Annotated in this window: 23 protein-coding genes; 13 read left to right on the top strand and 10 right to left on the bottom strand. The window is 70.6% G+C overall.

The window, feature by feature from the left end:
• Positions 1-8 precede the first annotated feature (8 nt).
• The 3 genes from ABZT93_RS37700 to ABZT93_RS37690 are packed head-to-tail and all read right to left on the bottom strand — an operon-like array spanning position 9 to position 2,526.
• Positions 9-788, bottom strand: coding sequence for an ABC transporter permease (locus tag ABZT93_RS37700; RefSeq protein WP_356113182.1), 780 nt, complete (start codon positions 786-788; stop codon positions 9-11).
• Positions 785-1,558, bottom strand: a complete 774-nt coding sequence (locus ABZT93_RS37695) for an ABC transporter permease (protein ID WP_356113180.1) — start codon at positions 1,556-1,558, stop codon at positions 785-787. Before ABZT93_RS37695 ends, ABZT93_RS37700 begins: the two co-directional genes overlap by 4 nt.
• Entirely contained in the window at positions 1,555-2,526 is a 972-nt protein-coding gene (locus ABZT93_RS37690) for an ABC transporter substrate-binding protein (RefSeq protein ID WP_356113178.1), read from the bottom strand. The genes ABZT93_RS37695 and ABZT93_RS37690 overlap by 4 nt, the downstream gene beginning before the upstream one ends.
• Before the next feature lie 162 nt (positions 2,527-2,688).
• Between ABZT93_RS37690 and ABZT93_RS37685 the strand changes: the two genes are divergently transcribed.
• A complete protein-coding gene (locus tag ABZT93_RS37685) occupies positions 2,689-3,552 on the top strand; it encodes an IclR family transcriptional regulator C-terminal domain-containing protein (RefSeq protein ID WP_356113176.1) in 864 nt (287 codons plus the stop codon).
• Here the strand turns inward: ABZT93_RS37685 and ABZT93_RS37680 are convergent.
• From ABZT93_RS37680 to ABZT93_RS37670, 3 genes are read right to left on the bottom strand one after another with little or no spacing between them, the layout of a single operon-like run.
• Positions 3,467-4,405 (bottom strand): PDR/VanB family oxidoreductase, encoded by a 939-nt coding sequence (locus ABZT93_RS37680; protein ID WP_356113174.1) that lies wholly within the window; start codon positions 4,403-4,405, stop codon positions 3,467-3,469. The two genes, ABZT93_RS37685 and ABZT93_RS37680, sit on opposite strands and share 86 nt — an antisense overlap.
• Positions 4,402-4,590 carry a hypothetical protein gene (locus ABZT93_RS37675; protein WP_356113173.1) on the bottom strand — a complete coding sequence of 63 codons (189 nt, stop codon included), beginning with the start codon at positions 4,588-4,590 and terminating at the stop codon, positions 4,402-4,404. The genes ABZT93_RS37680 and ABZT93_RS37675 overlap by 4 nt, the downstream gene beginning before the upstream one ends.
• On the bottom strand, positions 4,587-5,660 hold the full coding sequence (locus ABZT93_RS37670; protein WP_356113172.1) for an aromatic ring-hydroxylating dioxygenase subunit alpha: 1,074 nt from the start codon (positions 5,658-5,660) through the stop codon (positions 4,587-4,589). Before ABZT93_RS37670 ends, ABZT93_RS37675 begins: the two co-directional genes overlap by 4 nt.
• 242 nt (positions 5,661-5,902) lie before the next feature.
• Here ABZT93_RS37670 and ABZT93_RS37665 point away from each other — a divergent pair, with 242 nt between their 5' ends.
• Positions 5,903-5,995, top strand: coding sequence for a LuxR C-terminal-related transcriptional regulator (locus tag ABZT93_RS37665; RefSeq protein ID WP_356113171.1), 93 nt, complete (start codon positions 5,903-5,905; stop codon positions 5,993-5,995).
• A gap of 108 nt (positions 5,996-6,103) precedes the next feature.
• Here the strand turns inward: ABZT93_RS37665 and ABZT93_RS37660 are convergent, their stop codons facing one another.
• The 3 genes from ABZT93_RS37660 to ABZT93_RS37650 form a co-directional block, all read right to left on the bottom strand.
• Complete coding sequence (locus tag ABZT93_RS37660; RefSeq protein ID WP_356113169.1) at positions 6,104-6,961, bottom strand: hypothetical protein; 858 nt, start codon at positions 6,959-6,961, stop codon at positions 6,104-6,106.
• A 128-nt stretch (positions 6,962-7,089) separates the two neighbouring features.
• Positions 7,090-7,917 (bottom strand): hypothetical protein, encoded by an 828-nt coding sequence (locus ABZT93_RS37655; protein WP_356113167.1) that lies wholly within the window; start codon positions 7,915-7,917, stop codon positions 7,090-7,092.
• Positions 7,918-7,946: 29 nt separating this feature from the next.
• Positions 7,947-8,351, bottom strand: coding sequence for a hypothetical protein (locus ABZT93_RS37650; RefSeq protein ID WP_356113166.1), 405 nt, complete (start codon positions 8,349-8,351; stop codon positions 7,947-7,949).
• 445 nt (positions 8,352-8,796) lie between these two features.
• On the opposite strand from ABZT93_RS37650, the gene ABZT93_RS37645 reads away from it, so the two are divergent.
• From ABZT93_RS37645 to ABZT93_RS37605, 9 genes are all read left to right on the top strand, one after another.
• Complete coding sequence (locus ABZT93_RS37645) at positions 8,797-10,155, top strand: amidohydrolase (protein ID WP_356113164.1); 1,359 nt, start codon at positions 8,797-8,799, stop codon at positions 10,153-10,155.
• On the top strand, positions 10,145-11,203 hold the full coding sequence (locus ABZT93_RS37640; RefSeq protein ID WP_356113162.1) for a LacI family DNA-binding transcriptional regulator: 1,059 nt from the start codon (positions 10,145-10,147) through the stop codon (positions 11,201-11,203). Before ABZT93_RS37645 ends, ABZT93_RS37640 begins: the two co-directional genes overlap by 11 nt.
• 63 nt (positions 11,204-11,266) lie before the next feature.
• A complete protein-coding gene (locus ABZT93_RS37635) occupies positions 11,267-12,028 on the top strand; it encodes a glutamine amidotransferase (protein WP_356113161.1) in 762 nt (253 codons plus the stop codon).
• Entirely contained in the window at positions 12,028-12,756 is a 729-nt protein-coding gene (deoD, locus tag ABZT93_RS37630; RefSeq protein WP_356113159.1) for a purine-nucleoside phosphorylase, read from the top strand. The genes ABZT93_RS37635 and deoD overlap by 1 nt, the downstream gene beginning before the upstream one ends.
• A gap of 119 nt (positions 12,757-12,875) precedes the next feature.
• Positions 12,876-13,970 (top strand): BMP family ABC transporter substrate-binding protein, encoded by a 1,095-nt coding sequence (locus ABZT93_RS37625; protein ID WP_356113158.1) that lies wholly within the window; start codon positions 12,876-12,878, stop codon positions 13,968-13,970.
• Between the two features lie 16 nt (positions 13,971-13,986).
• Positions 13,987-15,567, top strand: a complete 1,581-nt coding sequence (locus tag ABZT93_RS37620; RefSeq protein ID WP_356113156.1) for an ABC transporter ATP-binding protein — start codon at positions 13,987-13,989, stop codon at positions 15,565-15,567.
• Entirely contained in the window at positions 15,564-16,697 is a 1,134-nt protein-coding gene (locus ABZT93_RS37615; protein ID WP_356113154.1) for an ABC transporter permease, read from the top strand. The genes ABZT93_RS37620 and ABZT93_RS37615 overlap by 4 nt, the downstream gene beginning before the upstream one ends.
• On the top strand, positions 16,697-17,653 hold the full coding sequence (locus ABZT93_RS37610; protein ID WP_356113152.1) for an ABC transporter permease: 957 nt from the start codon (positions 16,697-16,699) through the stop codon (positions 17,651-17,653). The genes ABZT93_RS37615 and ABZT93_RS37610 overlap by 1 nt, the downstream gene beginning before the upstream one ends.
• On the top strand, positions 17,650-18,819 hold the full coding sequence (locus tag ABZT93_RS37605; RefSeq protein ID WP_356113151.1) for an esterase-like activity of phytase family protein: 1,170 nt from the start codon (positions 17,650-17,652) through the stop codon (positions 18,817-18,819). The genes ABZT93_RS37610 and ABZT93_RS37605 overlap by 4 nt, the downstream gene beginning before the upstream one ends.
• 225 nt (positions 18,820-19,044) lie before the next feature.
• Here ABZT93_RS37605 and ABZT93_RS37600 read toward each other — a convergent pair whose 3' ends face one another.
• Positions 19,045-21,909, bottom strand: coding sequence for an AAA family ATPase (locus tag ABZT93_RS37600; protein WP_356113149.1), 2,865 nt, complete (start codon positions 21,907-21,909; stop codon positions 19,045-19,047).
• A gap of 754 nt (positions 21,910-22,663) precedes the next feature.
• On the opposite strand from ABZT93_RS37600, the gene ABZT93_RS37595 reads away from it, so the two are divergent.
• Together ABZT93_RS37595 and ABZT93_RS37590 are read left to right on the top strand one after the other, a co-directional pair.
• Positions 22,664-23,704, top strand: coding sequence for a chitinase (locus ABZT93_RS37595; RefSeq protein ID WP_356113143.1), 1,041 nt, complete (start codon positions 22,664-22,666; stop codon positions 23,702-23,704).
• A 236-nt stretch (positions 23,705-23,940) separates the two neighbouring features.
• Positions 23,941-24,696, top strand: a 756-nt coding sequence (locus tag ABZT93_RS37590) for a PAS domain S-box protein (RefSeq protein ID WP_356113141.1), incomplete at its 3' end; no start/stop codon positions are given.

Genomic DNA, 24,696 nt, shown 5'->3' with positions numbered 1-24,696 from the left:
CGGGTGATTCACGGGGACCGCCGGGCCGAGGCGCGCAGGCCGTGGTACCAGGCGAGGACCCGCCGCTCGACCAGCTGGAAGAGGACGGAGAGCAGGAAGCCGAGCAGCCCGAGGACGAGGATCCCGGTCCACATGTCGGGGACGGCGAAACTGCGCTGGAACTGGACGATGGTGAAGCCGATGCCGTTGCTGGCCGCGAACATCTCGCTGATGACCATCAGGATGATGCCGATGGACAGGGCCTGGCGCAGGCCCGCGAAGATCTGCGGGCTCGCCGAGCGCAGCACCAGGTTGCGCAGCCGCGACGGGCCTGTGATGCCATAGGAGCGGGCGGTCTCCAGCATCACCGGGTCGACCGCGCGTACCCCCTCGACGGTGTTGAGCAGGATCGGCCAGACGCAGCCGCTCGCGATCACGGTGACCTTCATGGTGTCGCCGATGCCCGCGAACAGCATGATGACCGGGATCAGGACCGGGGGCGGGACCGCCCGCAGGAACTCCAGAACTGGTTCGCAGACCGCCCGCACCCGCCGGTAGGAGCCGATGACCGTGCCGACGGCGACCCCGGCGACGGCCGCGAGCGCGTAACCGGCCGTCAGGCGCCAGATGCTGGGCAGGACGTCGTTGCGCAGGCGCTCGGCGGTCCACACGTCCGGGAAGGTCTGGAGGATGGTGCGCAGCGGTGGCCAGAAGACGTCGGTGCTGCCGTCCGACGCCAGCCACCAGACGGCGACCAGCAGCGCTGGCAGCGCGAGCACGAAGACCAGCCGGAGAACGACCCGCTTCACACCGCCACCTCCCCGCGCACCGACTGGTGCCAGGCCAGCGCCCGTCGCTCCACGGTACGCGCGCCGACGTTGATGAGCAGCCCCAGAACGCCGGTCACCACGATCAGCGCGTACATCTCCGGCACCGCCTGCGAGTTCTGCGCCACCCCGATCCGGGCGCCCAACCCCGGTGCTCCCATGACGAGTTCACCGGTGATGGCGAGGATCAGCGCGACGGCCGCGGCCAGGCGCACGCCGGTCATCACATACGGCAGCGCGGTCGGCCACAACACGTGGCGGATCCGCGCCCAGGTGCCCAGGCCGTACGACCGTGCCGTCTCGTCGGCGACCGGGTCGACGTCCTGGACGCCGTAGAGCGTCTGGATGAGGACCTGCCAGAAGCTCGCGTACACGACGAGCAGCAGCACCGAGCGCAGTTCGCTGCCGTACAACAGCACTGCCAGCGGGATGAGGGCGACCGAGGGGATCGGGCGCAGGAACTCGATCGTCGAGGCCGTCGCCTCGCGCAGATACGGCACGACCGAGACGATCACGCCGATCACGATCCCCGCCGAGGCGGCGATGGCCAGGCCCAGGGCCCAGCCGGTGAGGGTGTCGCCGAGCGCCGTCCAGAAGGTGCCGTCGGAGAGTTCGTCGGCGAGGGCGCGCGCGATCCGGCTGGTCGGCGGGAAGTACTCCTCCTTGACCAGACCGAGCCGCGGCACCGCCTCGCCCAGGGCGAGGAAGGCCGCGAGTCCGGCGGCGCCCAGCGCCGCGTTCTGGAGTCTCACGGAAGCAGCGCGTCGACGTCGGGGGTCTTCTTGAAGAACCCGTCCTCCTCGCCCAGCTTGGCGAGCGCCTCGATGGACTCCTTGTTGGGCTCGGCCGGCCATTTCGGCAGGGTCACCTGCGCCAGTACCGACGCCGGGATCTTGGTGTACGTCGTGATGATCTGGCGTGCCTCGTCCGGGTGGGCGTCGGCGTAGGCGAGGGACTCGGCGGTGGCCTCCTGGAACTTCTTGACCACGTCGGCGTTCTGCTGCTGGTACCGCGTCGAGGTGAAGTACATGGCGACCGTGGTGTTGGCGGCCACGTCCACCAGTGGGGAGGCGATCACCTGACCGCCCTGGCTCTTGATGGTGGCGAGCGCGGGCTCGACCGCGCAGGCCGCGTCGACCTGGCCGCCGTCGAGGGCGGCCGGCATCTGGTCGAAGGCCAGCTCGACGAACTTCACCTTGTCCGGGTCGCCGCCGGCCTTGCGGACCGACTCGCGCACCGCGGACTCGTTGATGTTCTTCAAGGTGTTGATGGCGACCTTCTTGCCCTCCAGGTCCTTCGCGGACTTGATCGAGCTGCCCTTCTTCACGGCTATGCCCGCAAAGTCCTTGCCCTCCACGCCTGTTGAGGCGATGCCGTTGGAGACCGCTTTGATCGGCACGCCGGACGACTGGGCGATCATCAGCGAGGTGACATTGGAGAAACCGAACTGGAACTGCCCGCTGGCGACCCCGGGCACGATCGCCGCGCCGCCGGACGCGGTCGATATCTGGAGCTTGAGTCCGTGCTTGCTGTATAAGCCCTTCTTCTGGCCCAGATAGACCGGCGCGACATCGACGATCGGAATGAGGCCGAGCTTGACGGTGGTGGTGCCGCCGGACGACGCTCCCGAGTCCGAGGCCCCCGAGTCGCCGGACGAACCACAGGCCGACGCGGTGACCAGGAACGCTCCGGCCGCGACAGCGGCGAGCAGACGACGCATGGCTCCTCCTGTGCAGACTTCGTTGTTCCGACAGGCTGTGCTCACGGCAGGCTGTGCGCAGAGCGCACAGTGGTGCTCAGCGCGAAAGGTATTGGTCGCGGGGGGACGGGGTCAACACCTTTGGCTGACAATATTGTTGACAGTTACTTTTTGGAGGCGACGATGCCCGACGCTGACCGCGCTCCTCACTTCGTCCGCTCCCTGGAGCGCGGCCTGGCCGTGATCCGCGCCTTCGACGCCGACCACCCGGAACTGACCCTCAGCGAAGTGGCCCGCGTCTGCGGACTGACCCGCGCGGCGGCTCGCCGCTTCCTGCTGACGCTGGCCGACCTCGGATACGTCCGCGCCGACGGCCGTGTCTACCGGCTGACCCCGCGCGTCCTCGAACTCGGTTACTCCTACCTGTCGAGCTTCTCCCTGGCCCAGATCGCCGAACCGCATCTGGAGCAACTCGTCGAAACCACAAGGGAGTCGTCGTCCCTGTGCGTGCTCGACGGCGACGACATCGTCTACGTCGCCCGCGTGCCCGCCCGCCGCATCATGACCGCGGCGATCACCGTCGGCACCCGTTTCCCGGCGCATGTCACCTCGGTCGGGCGGGTGATCCTGGCGCATCTGCCTCAGGAGGACCTCGAAGTACACCTTGCCCGTGCGGAGTTGACCACGCTCACCGCCCGAACCATCGTCTCGGCCGACCTTCTGCGCGCGGAACTCGACCGGGTACGGCGGAAGGGATACGCCGTGGTCGACCAGGAACTGGAGGAGGGGCTGCGCTCGATCGCCGCCCCGGTCCGAGACCGGGGCGGCGAGGTGGTGGCGGCGGTCAACATCCCCGTACAGGCGGGCCGTACGACACTTGCCGCGGTACGGCGGGATCTGCTGCCGGCGTTGCTGGAGGCGGTCGCCCGGATCGAGGCCGACCTGGGGATGCCCGCCGTGTCTACAGGTCCAGCACGAGTTTCTTCCCCCGGCACCGGGACACGCAGATCATCATCGTCTCCCCGGCCTCCCGCTCCTCGTCCGTGAGCACCGAGTCCCGGTGGTCCGGGGTGCCGTCGAGGACATCGGTCTCACAGGTGCCGCAGGTGCCCTCGGTGCAGGAGAACAGCACCTCGACCCCCGAGGCGCGGACGGCGTCGAGCACGGACACGTCCGCGGCGACGGTGACCGTCGTGCCGGTCTGTGCCAGCTCGACCTCGAACTCCGTGTTCTCGCCGACCAGTTGCTCCTTCGGCGTGAACCGCTCGACGTGCAGCAGTCCGGCTGGGGAGCGCGCCTCCACCGCGTCGAGCAGCGGGCCGGGCCCGCAGCAGTAGACCAGGGTGCCCTCGGGAACGCCGTCCAGCACCGAGGCGAGGTCCAGGAGGCCGGTCTCGTCCTGCGGAGCTACGGTGACCCGATCGCCGTAACGGCTCAACTCCTCGGTGAACGCCATGGATTCGCGCGTCCGTCCGCCGTACAGCAGCGTCCACTGCGCGCCCGCGGCCTCCGCCGCCGCGAGCATCGGCAGGATCGGGGTGATGCCGATGCCGCCCGCGATGAAGCGGTAGCGGGGCGCGGGGCGCAGGGCGAAGTGGTTGCGCGGACCGCGCACCCGTACCTTGTCGCCCTGCTCCAACTGCTCGTGCACATGGGCGGATCCGCCGCGCCCCGCGGGCTCGCGGAGTACGGCGATCCGCCAGGACATACGGTCCGAGGGGTCGCCGCACAGGGAGTACTGCCGCTCCAGGCCGGGACCGAGCACCACATCGATGTGGGCGCCGGGCTCCCACGCGGGGAGTTGTTCGCCCAGCGGGTGGCGCAGGGTGAGGGCGAGCACGCCGTCGGCCGCCGAGTCCCTGCGGTCGACGACGAGTTCGGCTTCGTAGGCGTCACTCATGAACTGTTTCCTTGCGACTCGTTCCCTTGAGGGGAGTGCCCGTTGGGATGGGCGAGCATCCACTCCCACATCTCGATCGGGTCCTGCGAGGTGTGCTCGCGGCCGCAGTGACAGGTGCCGTGCAGGGTGTCCGTGCCCGGCAGCCAGTCGATGCGGTAGATCTCCCCGGTGGGTGCGGCACTCACAGGACCTTCTCCACGGGCTTGTCGCCCTCCTCGACGAGACGGGCGAGGATGCGGCGGGCGGCCAGACCGCCGGTGTCGATGTTGATGCTGAGCTCCTGGTAGCCGGTGCGCTCGGTGCCGAGCGTCCTCTGGAGCAGGTTGAGCGCGTCGACGTCCTGCATCACGACGGTGTGGTTGTTGCCCCGCAGGAACTCGGTGACCTCGGCGTCCTCGGTCGCCCAGTCCCGCGAGACCATCCAGAAGTCGTACACGTGACCGTCGCTCGACGGCGTGATGGCGTACGTGATCTCGGTGTGGAAGCCGTTCGGGTCGCTGCCGTCGGCCTCGGGCAGCACACCGACCGGGGCGATGCGGCTGTGCAGCAGATACAGACAGGGCGCGTGGTACTCGATGTCCTGCCAGCGCGTGATCCGCCCCTCGATGCCGGTGGACTTCGCGTAGAACGGCGGGCACTCGGCGTCGTCCATGTGCCGGCTCACCCGTACGATGCCGGCGCCCTCGTCGACCTCCGTGGTGATCGGCGTCTCGGCGACCTCGGGGGTGCCGATGTAGCCGCCGTGCAGATAGGTCTCGTGGGAGAGGTCGAGGAGGTTGTCGACCAGCAGGCCGTAGTCGGCGTCGATCGGCTCCATGCCGCGGACGGTGACCCAGCCGGGGGAGTCGAGGTGCCGGGCCCGCGGGATGGTGTCGGCGTCGGCGAGCGCCGGGTCGCCGATCCACACCCAGATCAGGGAGTCCAGCTCGACGACGGGGTAGGAGGCGACGCGCGCGGTGCGCGGTACGCGCTTCTGGCCCGGCACGTACACACACGTGCCCGTGGTGTCGTACGTGAACCCGTGGTACCCGCACACGAGCCGGTCGCCGTCGAGTCGGCTCGGCTTCTCGTGCAGCGGGAACCGGCGGTGCACACACCGGTCGGCGAGCGCGACGGGCGTCCCGTCCTCCTCGGTCCGGTAGAAGACGAGCGGTTCACCGAGAATCGTCCGGCCGAGCAACTCCTCGCGCCCCACCTCATGGCTGTAGGCGGCGACGTACCACTGGTTCCTGGCGAAAGCGGTCGTGTGCGGCATGGCGGCGGGTTCCTGTCTCTGTGGCGTGGTGACATCGTCCGCAGAAGCTTCGCGAGGCCGCAATACCGCTTCCGTCTCACGGAAGCTGACTTCTAAGTCGCCTGCTCATAGGGGCTGTTGGCGCGCAGGAGCAGGTTTCGAACAAGGGTGAGAGCATCGGCCCCGATCAGGATCATTGATCGCGTCGTGCGCCACTCCGTGCATGGATTTGTACCAATATATTCGAGTGGGCAGTCGGGCTGGTGGCGCAGGGGCTCACCAGCCAGGCCATCGCCGACCGGCTCCACGTCAGCCGGCGTACCGTCGAACCGCGGCTCTGGTGTCCTCGGCGGTGATCAGTGAGCCGCTTCGAGCCCGCCTTGCGTTCCCGGAAGGGGCGTTCGGCTGGTCCGGGCATCCGCTCGAAGGATGCCCGGACCAGTTGATCTCGGTAGGGGATCTGCCTACTTGACGTCGATGAAGTCGCCGGTCGCCTTCGCGGAGCCGGTGGTGGTGGTGCCGGCGAAGACGAAGCGGTAGTAGCCGTCGGAGCCTGCCTTGGTGGTGGTGCTCAAGGCGCCCGTGCTGCTGGTCTTGACCGTCTTGAGGGTGGTGTAGGTGCTGCTGCCCTTCTTGCGGAACTGCAACTGCGCCGGCTGGGTCGCGTAGCCCGCGTACTTGCCCGTGGTCCAGTTGGCGCGGCTCAACTTGCCGGTGACCGTGATGGTCTTGCCCTTCTTCACCGGCTCCGGGGAGGCGTTGGCGGTCAGCTTGGCGGCACGCTTGATCTTGGTCCTGGCGACGTCGTCGTTGTAGCTGGCGTTCGCGTACAGGTCGTAGGCGCCCAGGAAGAGTTTCCAGGTCCCCGCGGTGCCGTTGCCGTCCTTGAAGGCGACCGCGGGGTCGATGGTGAAGACCGTCTTGCAGCTGTAGCTGTAACCGCCCTGGACCGCCGTCTCCGTGCAGGTGGGGTAGTCGTCCGACTCCAGACCGCCGGTGATGGTGTCCGTGCTCGAACTGTCGGTGCCCTGCCACAGGAAGGCCTGGGTGATGGCTACGCCTTCCTCGTCGAAGGCGGTGAACGTGACGGGAACGGACTTCTTGCCCGTCACGCCGAGAACGATGTCCTTGCCGGCGTTGACCACCCCGTGGGTGAAGGTGGTGCCGCCCAGCGAGTCCTGCGGCTGGACGCTCGTCGAGGCGAAGGCTCTGAGATCCGTCGCCGCCCCGGGGTGCTCCGCTGCCTGGGCGGCGCCCGGAAGAGCGAGCGCCGAGAGTACGGCGGCGCTGGAAAGGACGGTGGTCGCGGCACGCATACGCATGTGATCCCCCATGGTGGGTCGAAGGGCTCTGCCGAACTTCCGTCGCGGCAGGGCCTGTTGATGCCATTCATCGCGCGTTTGATGGAATCCGGATCCGGCTCGGGACCCGCCCGGCTCCCTGCAGAAGCTCAAGGCGTGGGAGAGCGGAGGACGTCGCCGATGTCGAAGCTGTAGTCGGGCGTCGGGTAGAGGTCCGTCGGGTAGAGGTCCGTCGGCTGGGAGCCCGGGGTGGGCACATCGGCCGGGTCGGCGGTGGGCTTGCCGTCCGGACTGCACACCTGCGGTGCCGAGGGCTCGGACAGTTCATGGCCGGCGACCCGCTTCGACCGGAAGTCCACCGTGTCGTCGCGGTAGCGGGACGAGTCGCCGACCCTGACCTCCTTGGGCAGTTCCTTGCTCGTCAGCGGCTTGCCCACGGTGACCGAGACGAGGGCGCCCACGCAGGGGCTGCGGTCCGTCGCGTAGAGGGACGTGGGCAGGGCGACCGTCTGCTCGGCGCTCCCGTCCACATGGAGCTCGACCCGTTTCACCCGGCTGATGTCGAAGTAGTAGTCGGGTTTCCTGCCGTCGGAGAGCCGATTGCCGTTGTCGCCCTTCGCGACTCCGTACACCAGCTTCCAGAACTCGATCTGCACGGAGATCTTCCGGCAGAGCGGGCCGTTGTATCCCGGCAGGCTGACAACCCTCAACCCGTCTCCCGCGTAACTGTCCTTGGGCGTGTGGACGTAGCGCCGCACCCATTCCGTGGATTCCTCCGTCGTCCACCCCTTGTTGGAGTGGCAGCCGGACGCTCCGGTCGGATACGCCGGAGTGATGGACGGGGTCGGCGAGAGAGTCGGTGACTCGGACACCCTTGTCACGCTCTCGGACGGATCCCCGGAAAGTGAGCTGTCGTCGCCGCTCGAGCAGCCCCCGGTGAACAGAACGGCTACGGTGAGGGCGGCGACGGCAGGCATGGCGGAACGCTTCGCCCCGGGTGTGCACCTCACTGGTCGAACCAGTTCCTGGCCTCCGCGGAGCTGAAGCCCCGCAGCACGGCGACGGCGAAGGCGATGCCCGGGAGGACCGAGACGCCACCCCCTCGAAGCAGCCCCAGCCCACCGCTCAGCAGGCTCAGAGCCTCGATGGCGACAACCGTGACGCGTATCCCGTTCGACCGCTTGCCCGCGAAAACGCCGCACAGCAGGAGCGCCCCGGCGATCAGCAGCGACAGTACCGCCACGAACCGGAGCAGCCCGCCCCCTTCGTCCTGACCGTGGTCGGCCGCGTCGTTCACCACGGCCAGCAGCAGGGCGCCCGCCGCCAGATTCAGCACGGCCTGGACCCATACCCCCACCACCGCCAGCCTGACGTTCTTCGGCATCCGCGCTTTCACGCTCGGTGTCGTCATGAACGAAAGGAAACGGCACAGGTGTCAGGGGCACATCGGTAGGAGTACGTATGCCATGTACGTATGTGCCATCGCCGCCTGTCCGCTGCGATCCCCGCCGCCGTCGCTCTGGCGCGCGGAAGCACGCTGCCTGCTCCTGGCACCGAGGAGTCGCCTCCATGCCGTACGACCGCTGACACACGTCGCGCCCGGAGCAGGGCAGCACGTCCGTGCAGGTCAGAGCGGATCGGGGTACGTCTGGTGGCTCATCCGCCTGCCGTGTACGGGAAGCGGCGGTTCTGGCACCCCACACCGTCAGCCTGCCGCCGCGACGCTGTCCTGGGCGGGGGCGGCCTGGGCGAGGGCGGCCTGATCGAGGTCCATCGCCTGTTCGTAACTCGCAATGACCTGGGGTTGTGCAAAACGTTTTGGATCCTTAGCGTCCGGTTCGAACGGAAGGATCCACATGACGCGCCGACTGATCGTGACGTCCTGCTCGGTGCTCGTGATGCCCGAGCTGGGCCCCTGCCGAGTGGAGACGGACCAGGACATCCTGGTCGAGGACGGAGTGATCGCCTGGCTGGGCCCGGCGGGCTCCGGGCCGGAGGCCGCCGGGGCGGAGACTGCCGAGGCGGAGACCGTGGACGGTACGGGACTGCTCGCCGTACCCGGGCTGGTGAACGCCCACACGCACGGCCCGATGACGCTGATGCGCGGCGCCGCCGAGGACGTGAGTGTCGAAGCCTGGTTCAACGAGCGGGTGTGGCCCATGGAGGTCAACCTCACCCCCGCCGACATCGGCCTCGGCGCGGAGCTGGCCTGTGCGGAGATGCTGCTCAGCGGCGTGACCACGTTCGCCGACCACTACTTCCACGCCGACCGGATCGCCGACGCCGTCGTGCGCACCGGGATCCGGGCCGACATCGCGCCGACCTACTTCAGCAGCCGGGGCCGCGCGGCCCTGGAGGAGAGCGCCGAGACCGCCGCCGCCCTGCACGGCATGGGCGACGGCCGGATCACCGCGTCGCTCGGTCCGCACGCGCCGTACACCGTCGAGGACGCGGACCTGGTCCGGGTCGCGGAGCTGGCCCGGGAGGCGGGACTGCGCATCCACATCCACGCCGCCGAGCACCTCGAGCAGACCGAGTCGAGCCTGGCGCGGCGTGGCATCACCCCCATCGGGGTGTTGGAGCGGACCGGAGTGCTGGACGCCGGGGCGCTGATCGCGCACGGGTGCGGCATCGTCCCCGAGGATCTGCCGACGCTGGCCGCGCACCGGGACCGTACGGGCGTGGCCTGCTGCCCGAAGGTGTACCTGAAACACGCGCTGCATCCGCTCACTCCGGTACGGAGCCTGCTGGACGCCGGTGTCGCCGTCGGCGCGGGGACGGACGGGGCGGCCGGGCACAACACGCTGGACGTGTGGGAGGCGATGCGGCTGATCGCGCTGACCCAGAAGCAGGCCGAGCGCGACGCCACCTGGATGACGGTCTCCGACACCGTCCGGCTGGCCACCCGCGGCGGGGCCCGGGCGCTCGGCCTCGGGGACCGGATCGGCGCGCTGGAGCCGGGCCGGGCCGCGGACATCGTGCTCGTCGACCTGGGCGGAGCGCACTGCCGGCCGGTGCACGACCCGGTGGCGGCCCTGGTCTACAGCGCGCGGGCGAGCGATGTGCGCACGGTCGTGGTGGACGGGCGGGTCGTGGTGCGCGACGGCCGGCTGCTGACCGTGGACCTGCCGGGGCTGCTGACCGAGATCGAGGCACGCGTGCCCGCGTTGCTGGACACCTCGCACGGCAGGGCGGTGCAGCACTATGACCCGTGACCGGGACGAGGATCCGGGCCGCCGCCCGTCCCGGCGGCCCGCGTCGATCAAGGACGTGGCGGCCGCCGCCCGGGTCAGCCCGACCACGGTGTCCCACGTGCTGAGCGGCAACCGGCCGGTCGCGGAGGAGACCGCCGAGCGCGTCCGCTCGGTCGTCAGCCGGCTGGGCTACGTCCCGGCCTCCACGGCCCGCAACCTCCAGGCCGGGTCGACCAACGTCATAGGGCTGCTGGTGCCCGACATCACCAACCAATTCTTCGCCGAACTCGCCAAGGGTGTCGACGACGCCGCCCACGACCTGGGCTACGGGGTCATCCTGTGCAACACCGAGTTCGACCCCGACCGCGAGGACCGCTATCTGGAGATGCTCCGCGGCCGGTTCATCGACGGCATGGTGTACGCCTCCGGCTCGCCGCCCTCCCGCGGCCGCCTGGCGTCGCTGCTCGGGCGGTTTCCCATCGCCCTGGCCGACGAGGTCGTCCCCGGGCTGCTGGAGCAGACCATCCTGGTCACCGCCGACCACCGCGCGGGCGGCCGGCTGATCGGGCAGCACCTGCGGGAACTGGGCCACCGCCGGGTGCTGGCGATCAGCGGGCCGGTGGACCTGGTCAGCAGCCTGGAGCGGATCTCCGGTTTCCGGGAGGCGTTCGGCGACGCGGGGGTCACCGAGGTCGAGGGCGCGTTCGTCGAACGGTCCGGCTACGACCTGGTCGCCGCGGCCCTGGACGGTGGCGGCCCACGTCGCTTCACCGCGGTGTTCGCCGCCAACGACCTGATGGCGCTCGGCGCGATCGCCGCCCTTGAGGACGCCGGCCTGCGCGTCCCCGACGACGTCTCGGTGGCGGGCTTCGACGACATCATGCTCGCCTCCCGCGTGCACCCCCGCCTCACCACCGTCCACCAGCCCGCCTACGACGTCGGCCGCACAGCCGGCGCCCAACTCCTCAGCTACGTCCACCGGGACGAGGTGCCCCCCGCCTCCCGGCACATCCTGCCGGTCCGGCTGAAGGTCCGCGCCAGTACGGCCCCCGTACGCCCGGCCCGCTGAACCGGGGCACCGCCGCCCCACCACCACGCACACCTCACACCTCCTATGAAGGGTCGTTCAGCGATGCCCCATGTCCTCGTCGTGGGTGAGTCATGGTTCACCCACTCCGTCCACCAGAAGGGGTTCGACTCCTTCTTCACCTCCGAGTACGTCGAGGGCGCCCAGGTCTTCCTCGATGCGCTGCGCGACCGCGGTCACACGGTGACGTACGTCCCGGCGCATGAGATAGCGAGCAGAGTGCCCGCCACCGCCGAGGGACTGGAGCCGTACGACGTCGTCGTGATCAGCGATGTCGGCGCCAACAGCTTCCAGCTCACCCCACAGACCTTCGCCCACTCGATTCCCACGCCGGACCGCACGGAACTGCTCCGGGGCTACGTCGAGCGCGGCGGCGGGCTGTTGATGGTGGGCGGCTACCTCACCTTCACCGGCATCGACGCCAAGGCCCGCTGGGGCCGCACCCCGCTGGCCACCGCGCTGCCGGTCGCCCTGCACGACCGGGACGACCGGGTGGAACTGCCCGCCGGGGCCACGCCACGGGTCCTCGCCCGGCACCCGGTCGTCGACGGGCTGGACGCGACCTGGCCGGATCTGCTCGGGCTCAACGAGGTGACGGTACGGGAAGGGGCGGAGCTGCTCGTCGAGTGCGCGGGCCATCCGCTGCTGGCGGTGGGCGGTTACGGCGCGGGCAGGTCGGCGGCGTTCACGTCCGACCTGGCGCCGCACTGGGCCCCGCCCGCCTTCCTGGACTGGGAGGGCTACCCCGAGCTGTGGGACCGGCTGGTCCGCTGGCTGGCCGGCGCTTCGGTGAAGGAGGACGCCTGATGTCCACCGCCCACATCTCGGCCGCTCCCGGGGACTTCGCGCCGGACGTGCTGATGCCCGGTGACCCGCGCCGGGCCCGCCGTATCGCGGAGACGATCCTTCAGGACGCCAGGCTGGTCACCGACGTGCGCGGCATCGAGGGATACACCGGAACGTACCGGGGGGCTCCCCTGTCCGTGCTGGCCTCCGGCATGGGCATGCCGTCCGTCACGATCTACGCGACCGAACTCTTCCGCTTCTACGGCGTGCGCCGCATCGTGCGAGTGGGCACCGCGGGCGGCATCCCGGCCTCGGTGGGACTGCGGGACGTGGTCGTGGCCACCGCCGCCCACACCGACTCGGCGATGGGCAGCCGCCGTATCGACGGAGTGCACCTCAGTCATGCCGCCTCCTTCGGGCTGACCGCGGCAGCCGCGCAGGCCGCCGGGGGCGGAGGGGGAGCCGGACCGCGCACGCACATCGGGCCGGTGTTCACCACCGACCACTTCTATCTGGAGCGTCCGGCGCTGTTCGAGCGGCTGGAGGCGCACGGAACGCTGGCCGTGGAGATGGAGGCCGCGGGTCTGTACGCGGTCGCCGCCGCCGAGGGCGGTCACGCGCTCGCCGTCCTGACCGTCAGCGACCATGTGCGCCACGCGGAGGCGCTCACCGCGGCCGAGCGGGAGACCGACTTCGACCGGGCCGTCACCATCGCGGCCACCGCGCTGCTCCCGGAAACAATCTCCTAACGCGAGACAGCACATAGACCCATAGCCAAAACGTTTTGCATTGCATAGCTTTCGGACAACCCCGAAGCAAACCCCGCAGGGAACGCGCAGAGAACCCGCAGAGAAAGAGAATCCGGCCCATGAACAAGATCAGAATTCTGGGAGGCGTCGCGGCGCTCTCCCTCACCCTCGCCGCATGCGGTGCCTCGACGGACTCCGGCTCCTCGGATTCTGCGGGATCCGGAAAGCCGAGAATCAAGTTCGTCATCAACGGAAACCTCGGCGACCGCTCCTTCTTCGACTCCGCGTACGCCGGCCTGCAGAAGACGGAGAAGGCCCTCGGCTACAGCCTGAAGGTCGTCGAGCTGGGCAGCGACCGTACCAAGTGGTCCTCCGGATTCGAGGACGCCGCGGCAGGTGACGACTACGACGTCCTCGCGGCGGGCACCGTCGACACCGTCGGCTTCATTTCCAAACTGGCCCCGGAATACCCGGACAAGAAGTTCTGGCTCTTCGACGGATCCGTCGACTACACGGGCAAGAGCGGCTGTTCCAACAAGTGCGCGAACGTCTACTCCGTCACCTTCAAGCAGAACGAGGCCGCTTATCTGGCCGGATTCCTCGCCGACAAACTCGTTGCCGCGCATGCTCTTCCGGGCAGTGCCGGAAACGGCAAGGTGGGTGTGATCGGCGGAGTGCAGATACCGGTGATCGAGGACTTCGTCGTCGGCTTCAAGGCAGGATTCAAGGCGGCGGGCGGAAATCCGTCCTCCGGTGTCCTCGTGCAGTACGTCGGCGGCGACAACCCGTTCGGCGACCCGGCGAAGGGCAAGCAGATCGCCTCGGCGATGTACGGGCAGGGAGCCGAACTGGTGTGGCCCGTCGCCGGATCCTCCGGGCTCGGAGTGTTCGAATCGGCCGTCGCCGCCAAGCGGTACGCCTTCGGTGTCGACTCCGACCAGTACAAGACGCTCACCGACCCCGCCCAGCGCGAGACCGTCGTCACCTCCGTCCTCAAGAACGCCGGCAACGCCCTCTACCTGGCGGCCAAGGCGAACAAGGCCGGCACGCTCGCCTACGGGAAGCCCGCCGCGGTGGGCCTCGCCGAGGACGGCGTGGGTTACGTGGACAACGCCCACTTCGACAAGCTCGTCCCCGCCGCCGTACGCGCCGAACTCGAGGCGCAGGCCGCGAAGGTCAAGTCCGGTGCCGTCAAGGTCCCTTCGGCCTTCTGACCTCCGAGGAACACTGGTGGAACCCATCGAGGAAACCGACGCAACCGTGCACAGTGCCGTGGAACAGGCCCCGCCCGCGCTGTCGGCCACGGGGCTGGGCAAGACCTACCCCAACGGCACCCGCGCCGTGAGCGACGTCGACCTGTCGGTGCCCGTGGGGGAGATCAGGGCGATCGTCGGGCAGAACGGCGCAGGCAAGTCCACCCTGATGAAGCTGTTGTACGGACTCGAACAGCCGTCGACCGGGCAGCTCAGCGTTCATGGCAGGCCGGTCAGGTTCTCCCAGCCGCAGGACGCCATCGCCCTCGGTGTGGGAATGGTCCACCAGAACCTCATGCTGGTGCCGTCGTTCACCGTCGCCGAGAACGTCGTCCTCGGCGTCGAGCCCGGTAGGCCGGGCCGTGTCGACCGTGCGGCCGCCGTCGAACGTACCGCCGCGCTGGCCGAGGAGGCGGGGCTCGCCGTCGACCCGGAGGCCAGGGTCGAAGCGGTGTCCGTGGGGATGCGCCAGCGTGCCGAGATCCTCAAGACCCTGCACCGCGGCGCCCGCATCCTGATCCTCGACGAGCCCACCGCCGTCCTCACCCCCCAGGAGACCACCGACCTGTTCACCGCGGTCCGCAGGCTGCGCGACTCGGGCATGACCGTGCTGTTCATCTCGCACAAGCTCAAGGAGGTGCGGGAGATCAGCGACCGCGTCACCGTCATGCGCGCCGGGTCGGTGATCGCGACCGTACGCACCGAGGAGGCGACGCCCGCGCGCCTCGCGTCCATGATGGTCGGCCGGGAGATGTCCCTCGACGTGCCGAAGCCCCCGGCGCGGCCCGGCGCGAACGTCCTGCGGGTCCGCGGACTCTCGGGTCCGGCGGTGCACGGCGTGTCCCTCGACATCGCGGCCGGTGAGATCGTCGGCCTCGCGGGTGTGGAGGGCAACGGCCAGACCGAACTCGTCGAACTGCTCGCCGGACTGCGCCGCCCCACCACCGGATCGGTCACCGTGGACGGCGCCGACGTCACCCACCTCGACGCGGCGGGCCACCGTCGGGCCGGTGTCGCCCACGTGCCCGAGGACCGGCTGTCCAACGGGGCCGCCCTGGACCGCTCCATCGCCGACAACCTGATCGTCGACCGCCACGACCGGCCCCCCGTCGCCCGCCGCGGCATTCTGCGCACCCGCCGCATCCGCGAGCTGGCCGAGGATCTGATCGGCCGGTACGCGATCCGCGCCCCGCATCCCGACGCGGCGGCCGGCGCGCTGTCCGGCGGCAATCTGCAGAAGGTCGTCGTCGCCCGCGAACTGTCCGCCCGGCCACGCCTGTTGCTCGCCGCACAGCTGACCCGGGGTGTCGACATCGGGGCCATGCACTTCATGTACGAGCGGCTCGTCGAGGCCCGTGACGCGGGCGCGGCGGTGCTGCTGGTCTCCGCCGACCTCGGTGAACTGCTCGCCCTCTCCGACCGGTTGCTGGTGATGAAGGACGGTGGTCTCGTCGCCCGCTTCGACGACCCGGCCGGGCTCACCGAGGAGACCACCGGCCTGTACATGCTCGGTGTGGAGCGGCATCCGGACGAGCGGATCACGGCAGGTGTGCGATGACCTCGATCCTGGAACCGGAAGCGGAACGGCAAGGACGGCCCGAGACGCGGGGACGGCGGGACTTCCTGGCCACCCGGCGGCGTACGGCGGTCGTCGAGCTGACGATGACGGTGCTGACCGTCGCCGTCGCCGTCCTCATCGCCTTCCTGGTGGTCCTGGCCACCGGCAAGGACGCCACCGGCGCGCTCGACGCCCTGCTCACCGGTCCGCTGGAGCGCACTCCCCGGATCGGCCGCTGGCTCGCCGACGCCACCACCCTGGCGCTGCTCGGCCTGTCCGTGTCGATCCCCTTCCGGGCCCGGCAGATCAGCCTCGGCGCGGAGGGCCAGGTGTACGCCGGCGCCCTGGCGAGCGCCCTGGTGGCGATCAACCTTCACCTGCCGCCGGTCGCCGCCGTCCTGGTGCCGCTCGCCGTCGCCGCCCTCGCCGGAGGCGCGCTGGGCGCGGTGCCGGGGGTGATGAAGGCCCGCCTCGGCGCCAACGAGATCGTGGCCACCCTGATGCTGAACGCCGTCGTCGTGCGGGTCTTCGACTATCTCCTCACCGACCACATCAAGGCGCCCGGCAGCAGCGCCGTGCAGTCCGCCCCGGTGCGGCCCGACTCGGCGCTGCCTCTGCTCTCGGACTTCTTCGGCGTCCCCCTGGACCAGGCGAACATCGGTCTCTTCGGCATGCTCGCAGTGGCCGCGGCCGTATGGTTCCTGCTCGCCAGGACACCGCTCGGCTACCGCATCCGGATCACCGGCTCCAACCCGGACTTCGCCCGGTACGGCGGCATCGACGTACCGCGCACCATCGAGTGGAGCTTCGTCATCGGCGGCGCGCTCGCCGGTCTGGCCGGAGCGCACCTCGCGCTCGGGGTCTACGGCGGGCTCCAGCCGGACATGGCCGGAGGGCTGGCCTTCGAGGGCATCGTCGTCGCCCTGCTCGGCCGCAACAACCCGGTCGGCGTGGTCGCCGCCGCGCTCCTCTACTCGTATCTGCGCGTCGGCGGCGATGTGATGGAGCAGCAGACCGACGTCGGCTCCGAGGCCGTGACCATCATCCAGGCGGTCATCGTGCTGCTCGTGACCGCCCGGGCGCTGCCCGAACTCGTCAAGCGGTACCTCGCCCGAAGGGAGGCCCGCTGATGGGCCCGGTCCTCGACGTCGTGCTCAGCACCGGATTCCTCGCGGCGATCCTCGGGGTGTCCACGCCGTACGTCCTCGCCGCCCTCGGCGGTCTGCTGGCGGAGCGGGCCGGAGTGCCCAACATCGCTCTGGAGGGCTCGATGCTGACCGCCGCCTGCACGGGTGCGCTGGTCGCCGGGTACAGCGGCTCGGTATGGGCCGGGGCCGCCTGCGGAATCGCCGGGGGCGCGCTCCTCGCGTTGCTGCTCGGCGTGCTGCACCTGTACCTCGGCGCGGACGCCATCATCGCGGGCATCGGCCTCAACCTCCTGGCGGCGGGCGCGACCGCGTACACCGTGTACGCGCTCCTCGGCGACAAGGGCGGCACCAGCAGGCTGCACAGCGGGGCGCTGCCCTCGGTCCGGCTGCCCCTGGTCGAGGACGTTCCCGGTCTCGGCGCGGTGCTCAGCGGGCAGAACGTGCTGACCTGGGCCGCCCTCGCCGCCGCCCCCGCGGTCGCCTGGCTGCTGTACCGGGCCCGGTTCGGCTTCCATCTGCGCGCCGTGGGCGAGCACCCGGAGGCAGCGCGCTCGGTCGGCATCCACGTGCACCGGGTGCAGTTCGGCGCCCTCGCCCTCAGCGGCGCCCTGGCCGGAGCGGCCGGAGTGTTCCTGAGCATGGGCGCCGTGTCCTTCTTCGTCACCGGGATGACCGCCGGCCGCGGCTACATCGCCCTGGCCGCCGTCTTCCTCGGCGCCCTGCGCCCCTGGGGCGTCTTCCTCGCCGCCCTCGGCTTCGGCACCGCCGAGGCCCTCGCCGTCCAGCTCGGCAACCTCGCCATCCCGTCGCAGCTGGTCTCCGCCATCCCCTACGGCATCACCCTGATCGCCCTCGCGTTCTTCGCCTGGCGTCGCCGTCGCGCGTCCCGTACCGCTCCCGCGACACCGCCCGGCCTCCCCTCCCTGGAGACTCCATGAGCATCCGCGCCGCCCGCGCCCGGATCATCGCCACCGCCGTCGTCCTCGCCGCACTCCCCGCCCTCGCAGGCACCCCGGCCGCCGCCCACGACAGCGACATACGGCTGGACTTCCTCGGCGAGCAGGAACTGCCGAACGCCATGCCCTTCCAAGGCACCACCGTCGGCGGGCTGTCCGCCATCAGCTACGACGCGAGGACCGGCACGTACTACGTGATCAGCGACGACCGGTCACAGACCGGCCCCGCCCGCTTCTACACCGCGCACGTCGACCTCACCGGCGGCACCCTCCAGGGCGTCGAACTCACCGGCACCCACCCCTGGCTCCGCCCGGACGGCACCACCTTCCCGCCCACCTCGACCGCCACCGCCACCGTCGCACCCGACCCGGAGGGCATCGCCGTCGACCCGCGCGACGGCAGCCTGGCCTGGACGAGCGAGGGCGAACGCATCGTCCCGTCCGACGGCCCGGCCCTCCTCGGCGACCCCTGGATCCGCCGCGCCACCACGACCGGCACCTCCACCGGACAGCTCCCGCTGCCCCCGCAACTGCACATGAACTCCCAGGAGTTCGGCCCCCGCAAGAACCAGACCCTCGAAGGAGTCACCTTCACCCCGGACGGCCGGCGGATCGTCACCGCCATGGAGGACCCCCTCTACCAGGACGGCGACGACCCCACCCCCGAGCACGGCGCGCTCACCCGCATCACCGTCCACGACGCCCGCACCGGACAGCCGCTGGCCCAGTACGCCTACCCCCTGGAACCATTGTTCGCCACGCCTCCCGCGGGCAGCACCGACACCAACGGCGTCAGCGACCTCGTCGCCCTCGGCGACGACCGCTTCCTGGTCCTGGAGCGCGCCTCGATCTACGCCGACAACAACTGGAAGGCTCGCATCTACCTGGTCGACCTCCACGGCGCCACCGACGTCCTGGGCCGCGACTCCCTCACGGACCCGTCCGCGCACGCCGTCCAGCCGGTCCGCAAGACGCTGGTGAGCGACCTGTCCGACGTGCCCGGGCTGCCCCGGGTCGACAACGTCGAGGGCATCACCCTCGGCCCCCGCCTCCCCGACGGCCGCCGCACCGTCGTCCTGGTCTCCGACGACAACTTCGCCGCACGCCAGGTGACCCAGTTCATCGCCTTCGCGGTCCACGGATTCTGAGGTGTCAGTGTCAGTCCCCTGTGTGCGTAGAGACGTCGGTAGGTGCGGCGCATTGCTGCGCCGCATCCCCTCAGAACCGGACGGGCGGCGTTGACCGCATCCGGCTCAAGCAGGCCCTGAAGGCCCACGGGCAGCCAGCCCCCCCAAGTGCCGAAGATCTGCGAAGAGTTTCGTACAGGGTTTCGCGCAAGCCCCCGTACCTTCGCCTCGACCGGCGCTAGTGGCTCAACCGCTGAACGAGTGCCCAGGCGTTCGCCCCGCCATCAGGCCCGCCAGTGCGGCTCGCGACGAGACACCGGTCTTGCGGTAGATCCGGGAGATGTGGGTCTCGACCGTGCGGCGGCTCAGGCAGAGACGATCGGCTATCGCCGGGCTGGTGAGGCCCTCGGTGACGAGGCCGGCGATCTCCCTTTCGCGGGCGGTGAGTTCGGCGAGCCGCCGCTCGGGGCCGTCGGCGGCGTCGGCCACCGCGGGGCGGACCGCCTCGGCAAGGCCGGTCAGCATCCCGCAGCCCCCGGCGGCGGCGATCCGCTGTCCGCGGCGCCAGGCGGCCTCCCCGCGCCGCGCACCGTTCAGGGATGGCTCCGCCGCCAATGGAGGCGCGCCGAGGAGCAGGGAGAACGCCTCCCAGAACGCCGCTCCGCTGCGGGCGCTCTCGTCGGCCGCCGCCACGAACAGTTCGGCCGCCGCTCTGCCGTCGCCGAGGCCGAGGCGTATGTGCGCCGCGCTGCGCATGGCCGAGGCCCGCTGCAGGGGCAGATCGAGGCTCTCCGCCTCCTCCCGTGCCCGCTCGGCCCATTGCTTCGCCTCGTCCAGGTCACCCGTGACGACGGCGGCGGTGACCAGGACCTCCATGAACAGCGGACGCATCGAGGGCTGCATCCGGTGCAGGCCGGGTCCGCCGGCGCGCAGCATCGCCTCGCGGGCACGGACCGGATCGCCGGCGGTGAGTGCCGCGTAGCCGAGCGTGCACCAGGCGATGGAGGCCCACCAGTTGAGGCCCAGTCCCGCCGCGGCCACCGCCTCCTCCGCGACGGCGAGTGGCCGGGGATCGCCGGGTGGACAGGCGTCCACCAGGGCGTGGGCCTTGGTGCCGAGGACGAAGGCGAGCAGTTCGTCGCTGCCGATGCCGCGGGCGATGTCCTCCGCCTCGTCGGCCAGTTCCACAGCCGACGCGAGCCGGCAGGTCTGGATGCGCACGTGTGCCTTGCACAGCAGCAGATGAGGCAGGAGGTGGAGCTGTCCGGTGCGGCGGGCCACGGCGAGGCCGCGGTCGGCGTGCCGCTCGGCGTCGGCGAAGCGCTCCAGGAACGCCTCGGCCCAGCCGAGCCGGGCCAGCGGTTCGCACAGGCCGGTGAGGTCGTCGTCCGGCAGTGAGTCGACGAGGGCCGCGGCCCGGCGGGCGAAGTCGGCTGCCGTGGCCGTGGCACCCTCGTACGCCTCCCCGAGCGCGCCGACGGCCAGCGCACCCGCCACGCCGGCCTGGTCCCCGAGAGAGCGGGCCACCTCCAGAGTGCGCGCCACGGTGGAGCGCACCGTCGGGTACGACGTGTCGTGCGGTGCCGAGTGGCCCAACTCCAGCCCGAGCGCCAACTGATCGGCGGGCGACGGCGGGGGATCGGTGCGGCTCAGCTCACGGCGGAGCAGGGCCACCGCCTCCGTGTAGCGCCCCAGGTGCCGCTCCATGACGGCGCACAGGACGACGGCGGACGCCCGCACTCCGCTGCCGTCGCCCGGGTCGGGCAGAGCGATCACCTGGTGCAACAGGTCGCGGCTCTCCCGGAGTTGCCCGCAGGAACCCAGCGTCCGGGCGCGCAGCAGCATCAACTCGCCCCGCCTGTGCAGGTGTTCCGGCGTGTGTGGAAGGTGTCTGAGCACCACCTCCAACCAGTGTGCGCAGCTCGCGGGCGCCGTGTGGGCGGCCTGCTCGGCGGCCTCGGTCAGCATGGCCGCCAACTGCGGGTCCCAGCCGGACAGCGATCGCTCGGCGTGATGCGCCCGCTCGGCCGGCGGGGCGCCGGCCAGGGCGAGTTCGGTGGCGGCCAGCCGGTGGGTCTGCGTGCGCAGCCAGGGGTCGGTTCGGTCGTGGACGAGGCCGCGCAGCACGGGGTGCCGTAGCGCGAGCCGCCCGTGCCGGCCGGTGCGCAGCAGATCCCGGCGGGTCAGCACCGCGAGGTCCGCGGCCAGCTCGGCCAGTTCACGGCCGGTGACCGGACCTAGCAGAGCGGGCGTGGCGTGGTCGCCCAGCACGGCCACCGTTTCGACGAGCCGGCGCTGCGCGGGCGTCAGCGGAGTCAGCTCGTCGAGCAGCAGCGCGTCGAGCCCGGTCGTGGACAGCCTGCTGACCGGCGCGCCCTCACGGCGGGCTTGGAGCAGCGTCAGCAGATAGAGCGGGTTGCCCTCGCTCGCTGTGTAGAGCCGTACGGCCTCGTCGCGGGCCAGCCCGGGGGTGAGCAGCTCTACGCACTCCCGCTCGCCGAGCGGCCCGAGGACCGTCCGGCGTACCGCGCCGGTGTCCGCGCCGCGGGCGAGGGTCGCGGCGAGCGGGGCGGGACTCTGCCGGTCGCGGCGGGCGAGGACCAGCAGGACGCGGGCGCGCACGGGGTGCCGGACGAGGTGGTCGAGGAGTTCCAGGGAAGCGTCGTCCGCCCAGTGCATGTCGTCCAGCACCACGACCAGCGGGGAGGCCGCGGCGTGGGTCAGCAGGGCGGCGGTGGCCCGGTGCAGGCCAAAACGGTCCGCGCGGCGCGGGGCGCCGCTGAGTACCGGGGCGACCTCGGCGGCTGCCGGGAAGGAATCCACCGCCCCGGGGTCGAGGTCGGCGAAGGCGTCGATGAACGGCTGGAACGGGATGTGGTGTTCGTACTCCGTCGCCCGGCCGCGCAGCACCGTCGCCCCCCGCCGCGTCGCGCGCGAGCACAGCTCGTGGACCAGACGGCTCTTGCCGATGCCCGCCTCACCGCTGACGTCGAGCACCGCCGGGCGGCCGTGCGCGTCCCCCGCCTGGACGCCCGTCAGGTCCGCCAACAGCCGGTCGAGGCGTCCGAGTTCCGCCTCCCGGCCGGCCAGCGGTGTCCGTTCCGTCGTCATGCCCTCGCGTCTCTCCACGTCAGGTGGTTCCCCCTGCTCATCCTGCCGTACGCCACCGACAACCTCGGGAGTCCATGTCCGCTGTCTCACGCCTCGGGGGTCACGGACCCCGCACCGGGCTCTGGCGGGCCGAGCGCGGAGCAGGGAATGCGGTGGCGACCGCGACACACCGTCCCCGTCACTCCCGGGGGAGTGTCCGGCCGGCCGGACCGCGGCGACGGGAGTCGTCGGCGGTACGCCCCGTACGTCCCGCGACTCGCCCGTACGTCCTGCCCACAGGGGCACGACCGGGTCGACGACCGGCTCTCCTCTCCCACCGTGCACGGACCGCCTTCGTGGCAGTTCAGCCGCCCCTCGGCCAGGTCCAGCCGGACGGTGAGCAGGGTGCGCCGGCGTTGCTGGAACGGCAGGTGGAACGGCAGGTGGGGCTGCGGGTGGCAGCACACCGGGGCGCCGTCGCTCTCATGGGCGTGCAGGAGTTCAGCACGCACTGCCGGTCGGACGTCGCCTGCATGATCACACCGAGGTCGCGCAGCCGCTCGCAGATTCCGTCTCACGGAAGAGAAAGGCCGGACAACGGGGAGGCGAGGCTCGGCAAGCTAACTGTAAAGAACCTTGACAGTTAGCTGGTCTAGTCCAATTATGAGCACGATTCGCCCCGCGGTTCTCGTTCCGCAGTCCCGCGTGCCCCTTCCCCCTGGGAGCGTCAGTGAGACGACCTGGTCACCTTCATGCGCTGCTGTCCTGTCTGAGCGTGAGCGCTCTGTCCGCAGGGCTCGTCGGACTCGGGGGAGGGAGCGCGCTCGCGGCGCCGCCCTCGCCGGCCCCCGAGCTCTCGGCTTTCGGCAAGCCCCTGCCGGCTCACGTGGCCGCGCCCTACTTCGAGTCGTGGACCGGCGGGAGCCCGGCCGCGCTCGCCGCCGCCTCCGGCAACAAGTACCTCACGCTGGCCTTCCTCCAGACGGCCACGGCGGGTTCGTGCACCGCCTACTGGAACGGCCAGACCGATCAACCGATCTCGAAGGCGACCTTCGGACGCGACATCGCCACCATCCAGGCGCGCGGCGGTGATGTGATCCCGTCCTTCGGCGGCTGGACCGCGGACACCACCGGCACCGAACTGGCCGACAGCTGCACCAGCGTCGACGCCGTCGCCGACGTGTTCAAGAGCCTCGTCACGACGTACGGCATCACCCGCATCGACCTCGACGTCGAAGGCGACTCGATCAACAACGCCGCCGGCATCGACCGCCGCAACAAGGCGATCGCGAAGGTCCAGCGCTGGGCCGGGCGCACCGGACGCACGGTGCAGTTCTCCTACACCCTGCCGACCTCCACACACGGCCTGGAGGCCAACGGCCTTGCCGTGCTCCAGAACGCCGTCGACAACCACGCGCGCGTGGACGTCGTCAACCTCATGACGTTCGACTACTACGACGGCGCCACGCACGACATGGCGGCCGACACGGCGACGGCCGCCGAGGGTCTGCACGCCCAACTCGCCGCGCTCCACCCGGACAAGAGCTCCGCGAAGCTCTGGAGCATGATCGGGATCATCGAGATGCCCGGCATCGACGACTACGGCCCCGAGGAGACCTTCACCGTCGAGAACGCGCTGGCGGTGGAGAAGTGGGCCGAGGCCAAGAGGATCAACACGCTCTCCTTCTGGGCACTGCAGCGGGACAACGGCGGCTGCCCGGGCACCGGCGGCTCCGACTCGTGCTCCGGCATCGCCCAGGACACCTGGGCCTTCAGCCACGCCTTCGAGAAGTTCACGAGCGGCGGCCGCAAGTAGCGGCACACCCCGCAGAAACACCCCGGCAGGCGAGGGCCCGGTGCGCCGCACGGTGGGCGAGGCTGCGGCTCCACCGGGTTCAATAGGCTTACATGGCATCTGCAGGTCGTCGGCGTGCATGTGTGGAACGCCTGGCCACCGACTCGGACGCCGTCACGCCGGACGCCGGCCGTGGCTGGCCCGAGGCAGAACAGCGGAGACCGAGGACAAGGTGGTGTCCAGCGGTGGAGAAGCGGATGACGGAGCTCAGCGAAAGCCACGACGATCCGTTCGCCCTGCACCTCGCTGCTTTGGCGGTGCTCGACGACCGCGGAACCGTGATCGGATGGAACCGGCGGGCTCAGGAACTGCTCGGCTATCCGGACACAGCCGTGATCGGTCGTCCGGCGTCCGAGGTCCTTGTCGATCCCCGCGAGCTGCCGACCGTCAGGGAGGCCGCGGGGAGCTGCAGGAGAAGCGGCAGCTGGTTCGGGATGCTCACGGTGCGGCACCGCGACGGGCGGCTCGTGGAGCTGGGACTCAGGGCCGACGCGCTCTCACGGGACGGCCGGGTCCGAGAGTGGGTTCTCGCCGGGGCACTCGAGGCCGACGTCCTGGAGTGGCAAAGGGACCGCGCGGTCCTCGACGGGTTGTACCGCCGCTGCCCGATCGGCCTGGTCGTCCATGGCCCCGACCTGAAGCTGCTCCGGGTCAACCGGGCCATCGAACGCTTCAGCGGCGTCCCGGCAGCGGATTTTCGGGGGCTGCCCACCGGCTGTTTCCTCCTCCCCGATGACGCGCGCAGTGCCGTGGACCGTGTGCGCCAGGTGATCGAGACCGGAAGGCCAGCGGTCTACTCCGAGCAGTTCGTTCGCCTGGAGCAGGACCCCGCGCGAGAGCGGGTGGCGATGGTCTCGTCCTTCCCGATGGAGGATCCCTCCGGTCGCATTCTCGGTGTGGCCGAGATGATCGAGGACATCACCGAACGCCATCGGGCCCAGCGTCGGCTCGCG

The organism is Streptomyces sp. NPDC005303 (assembly GCF_040607335.1).
Taxonomy (GTDB): domain Bacteria; phylum Actinomycetota; class Actinomycetes; order Streptomycetales; family Streptomycetaceae; genus Streptomyces.
The sequence above is the reverse complement of the archived record's forward strand: the minus strand, read 5'-3'. Positions and strand labels throughout refer to the sequence as shown.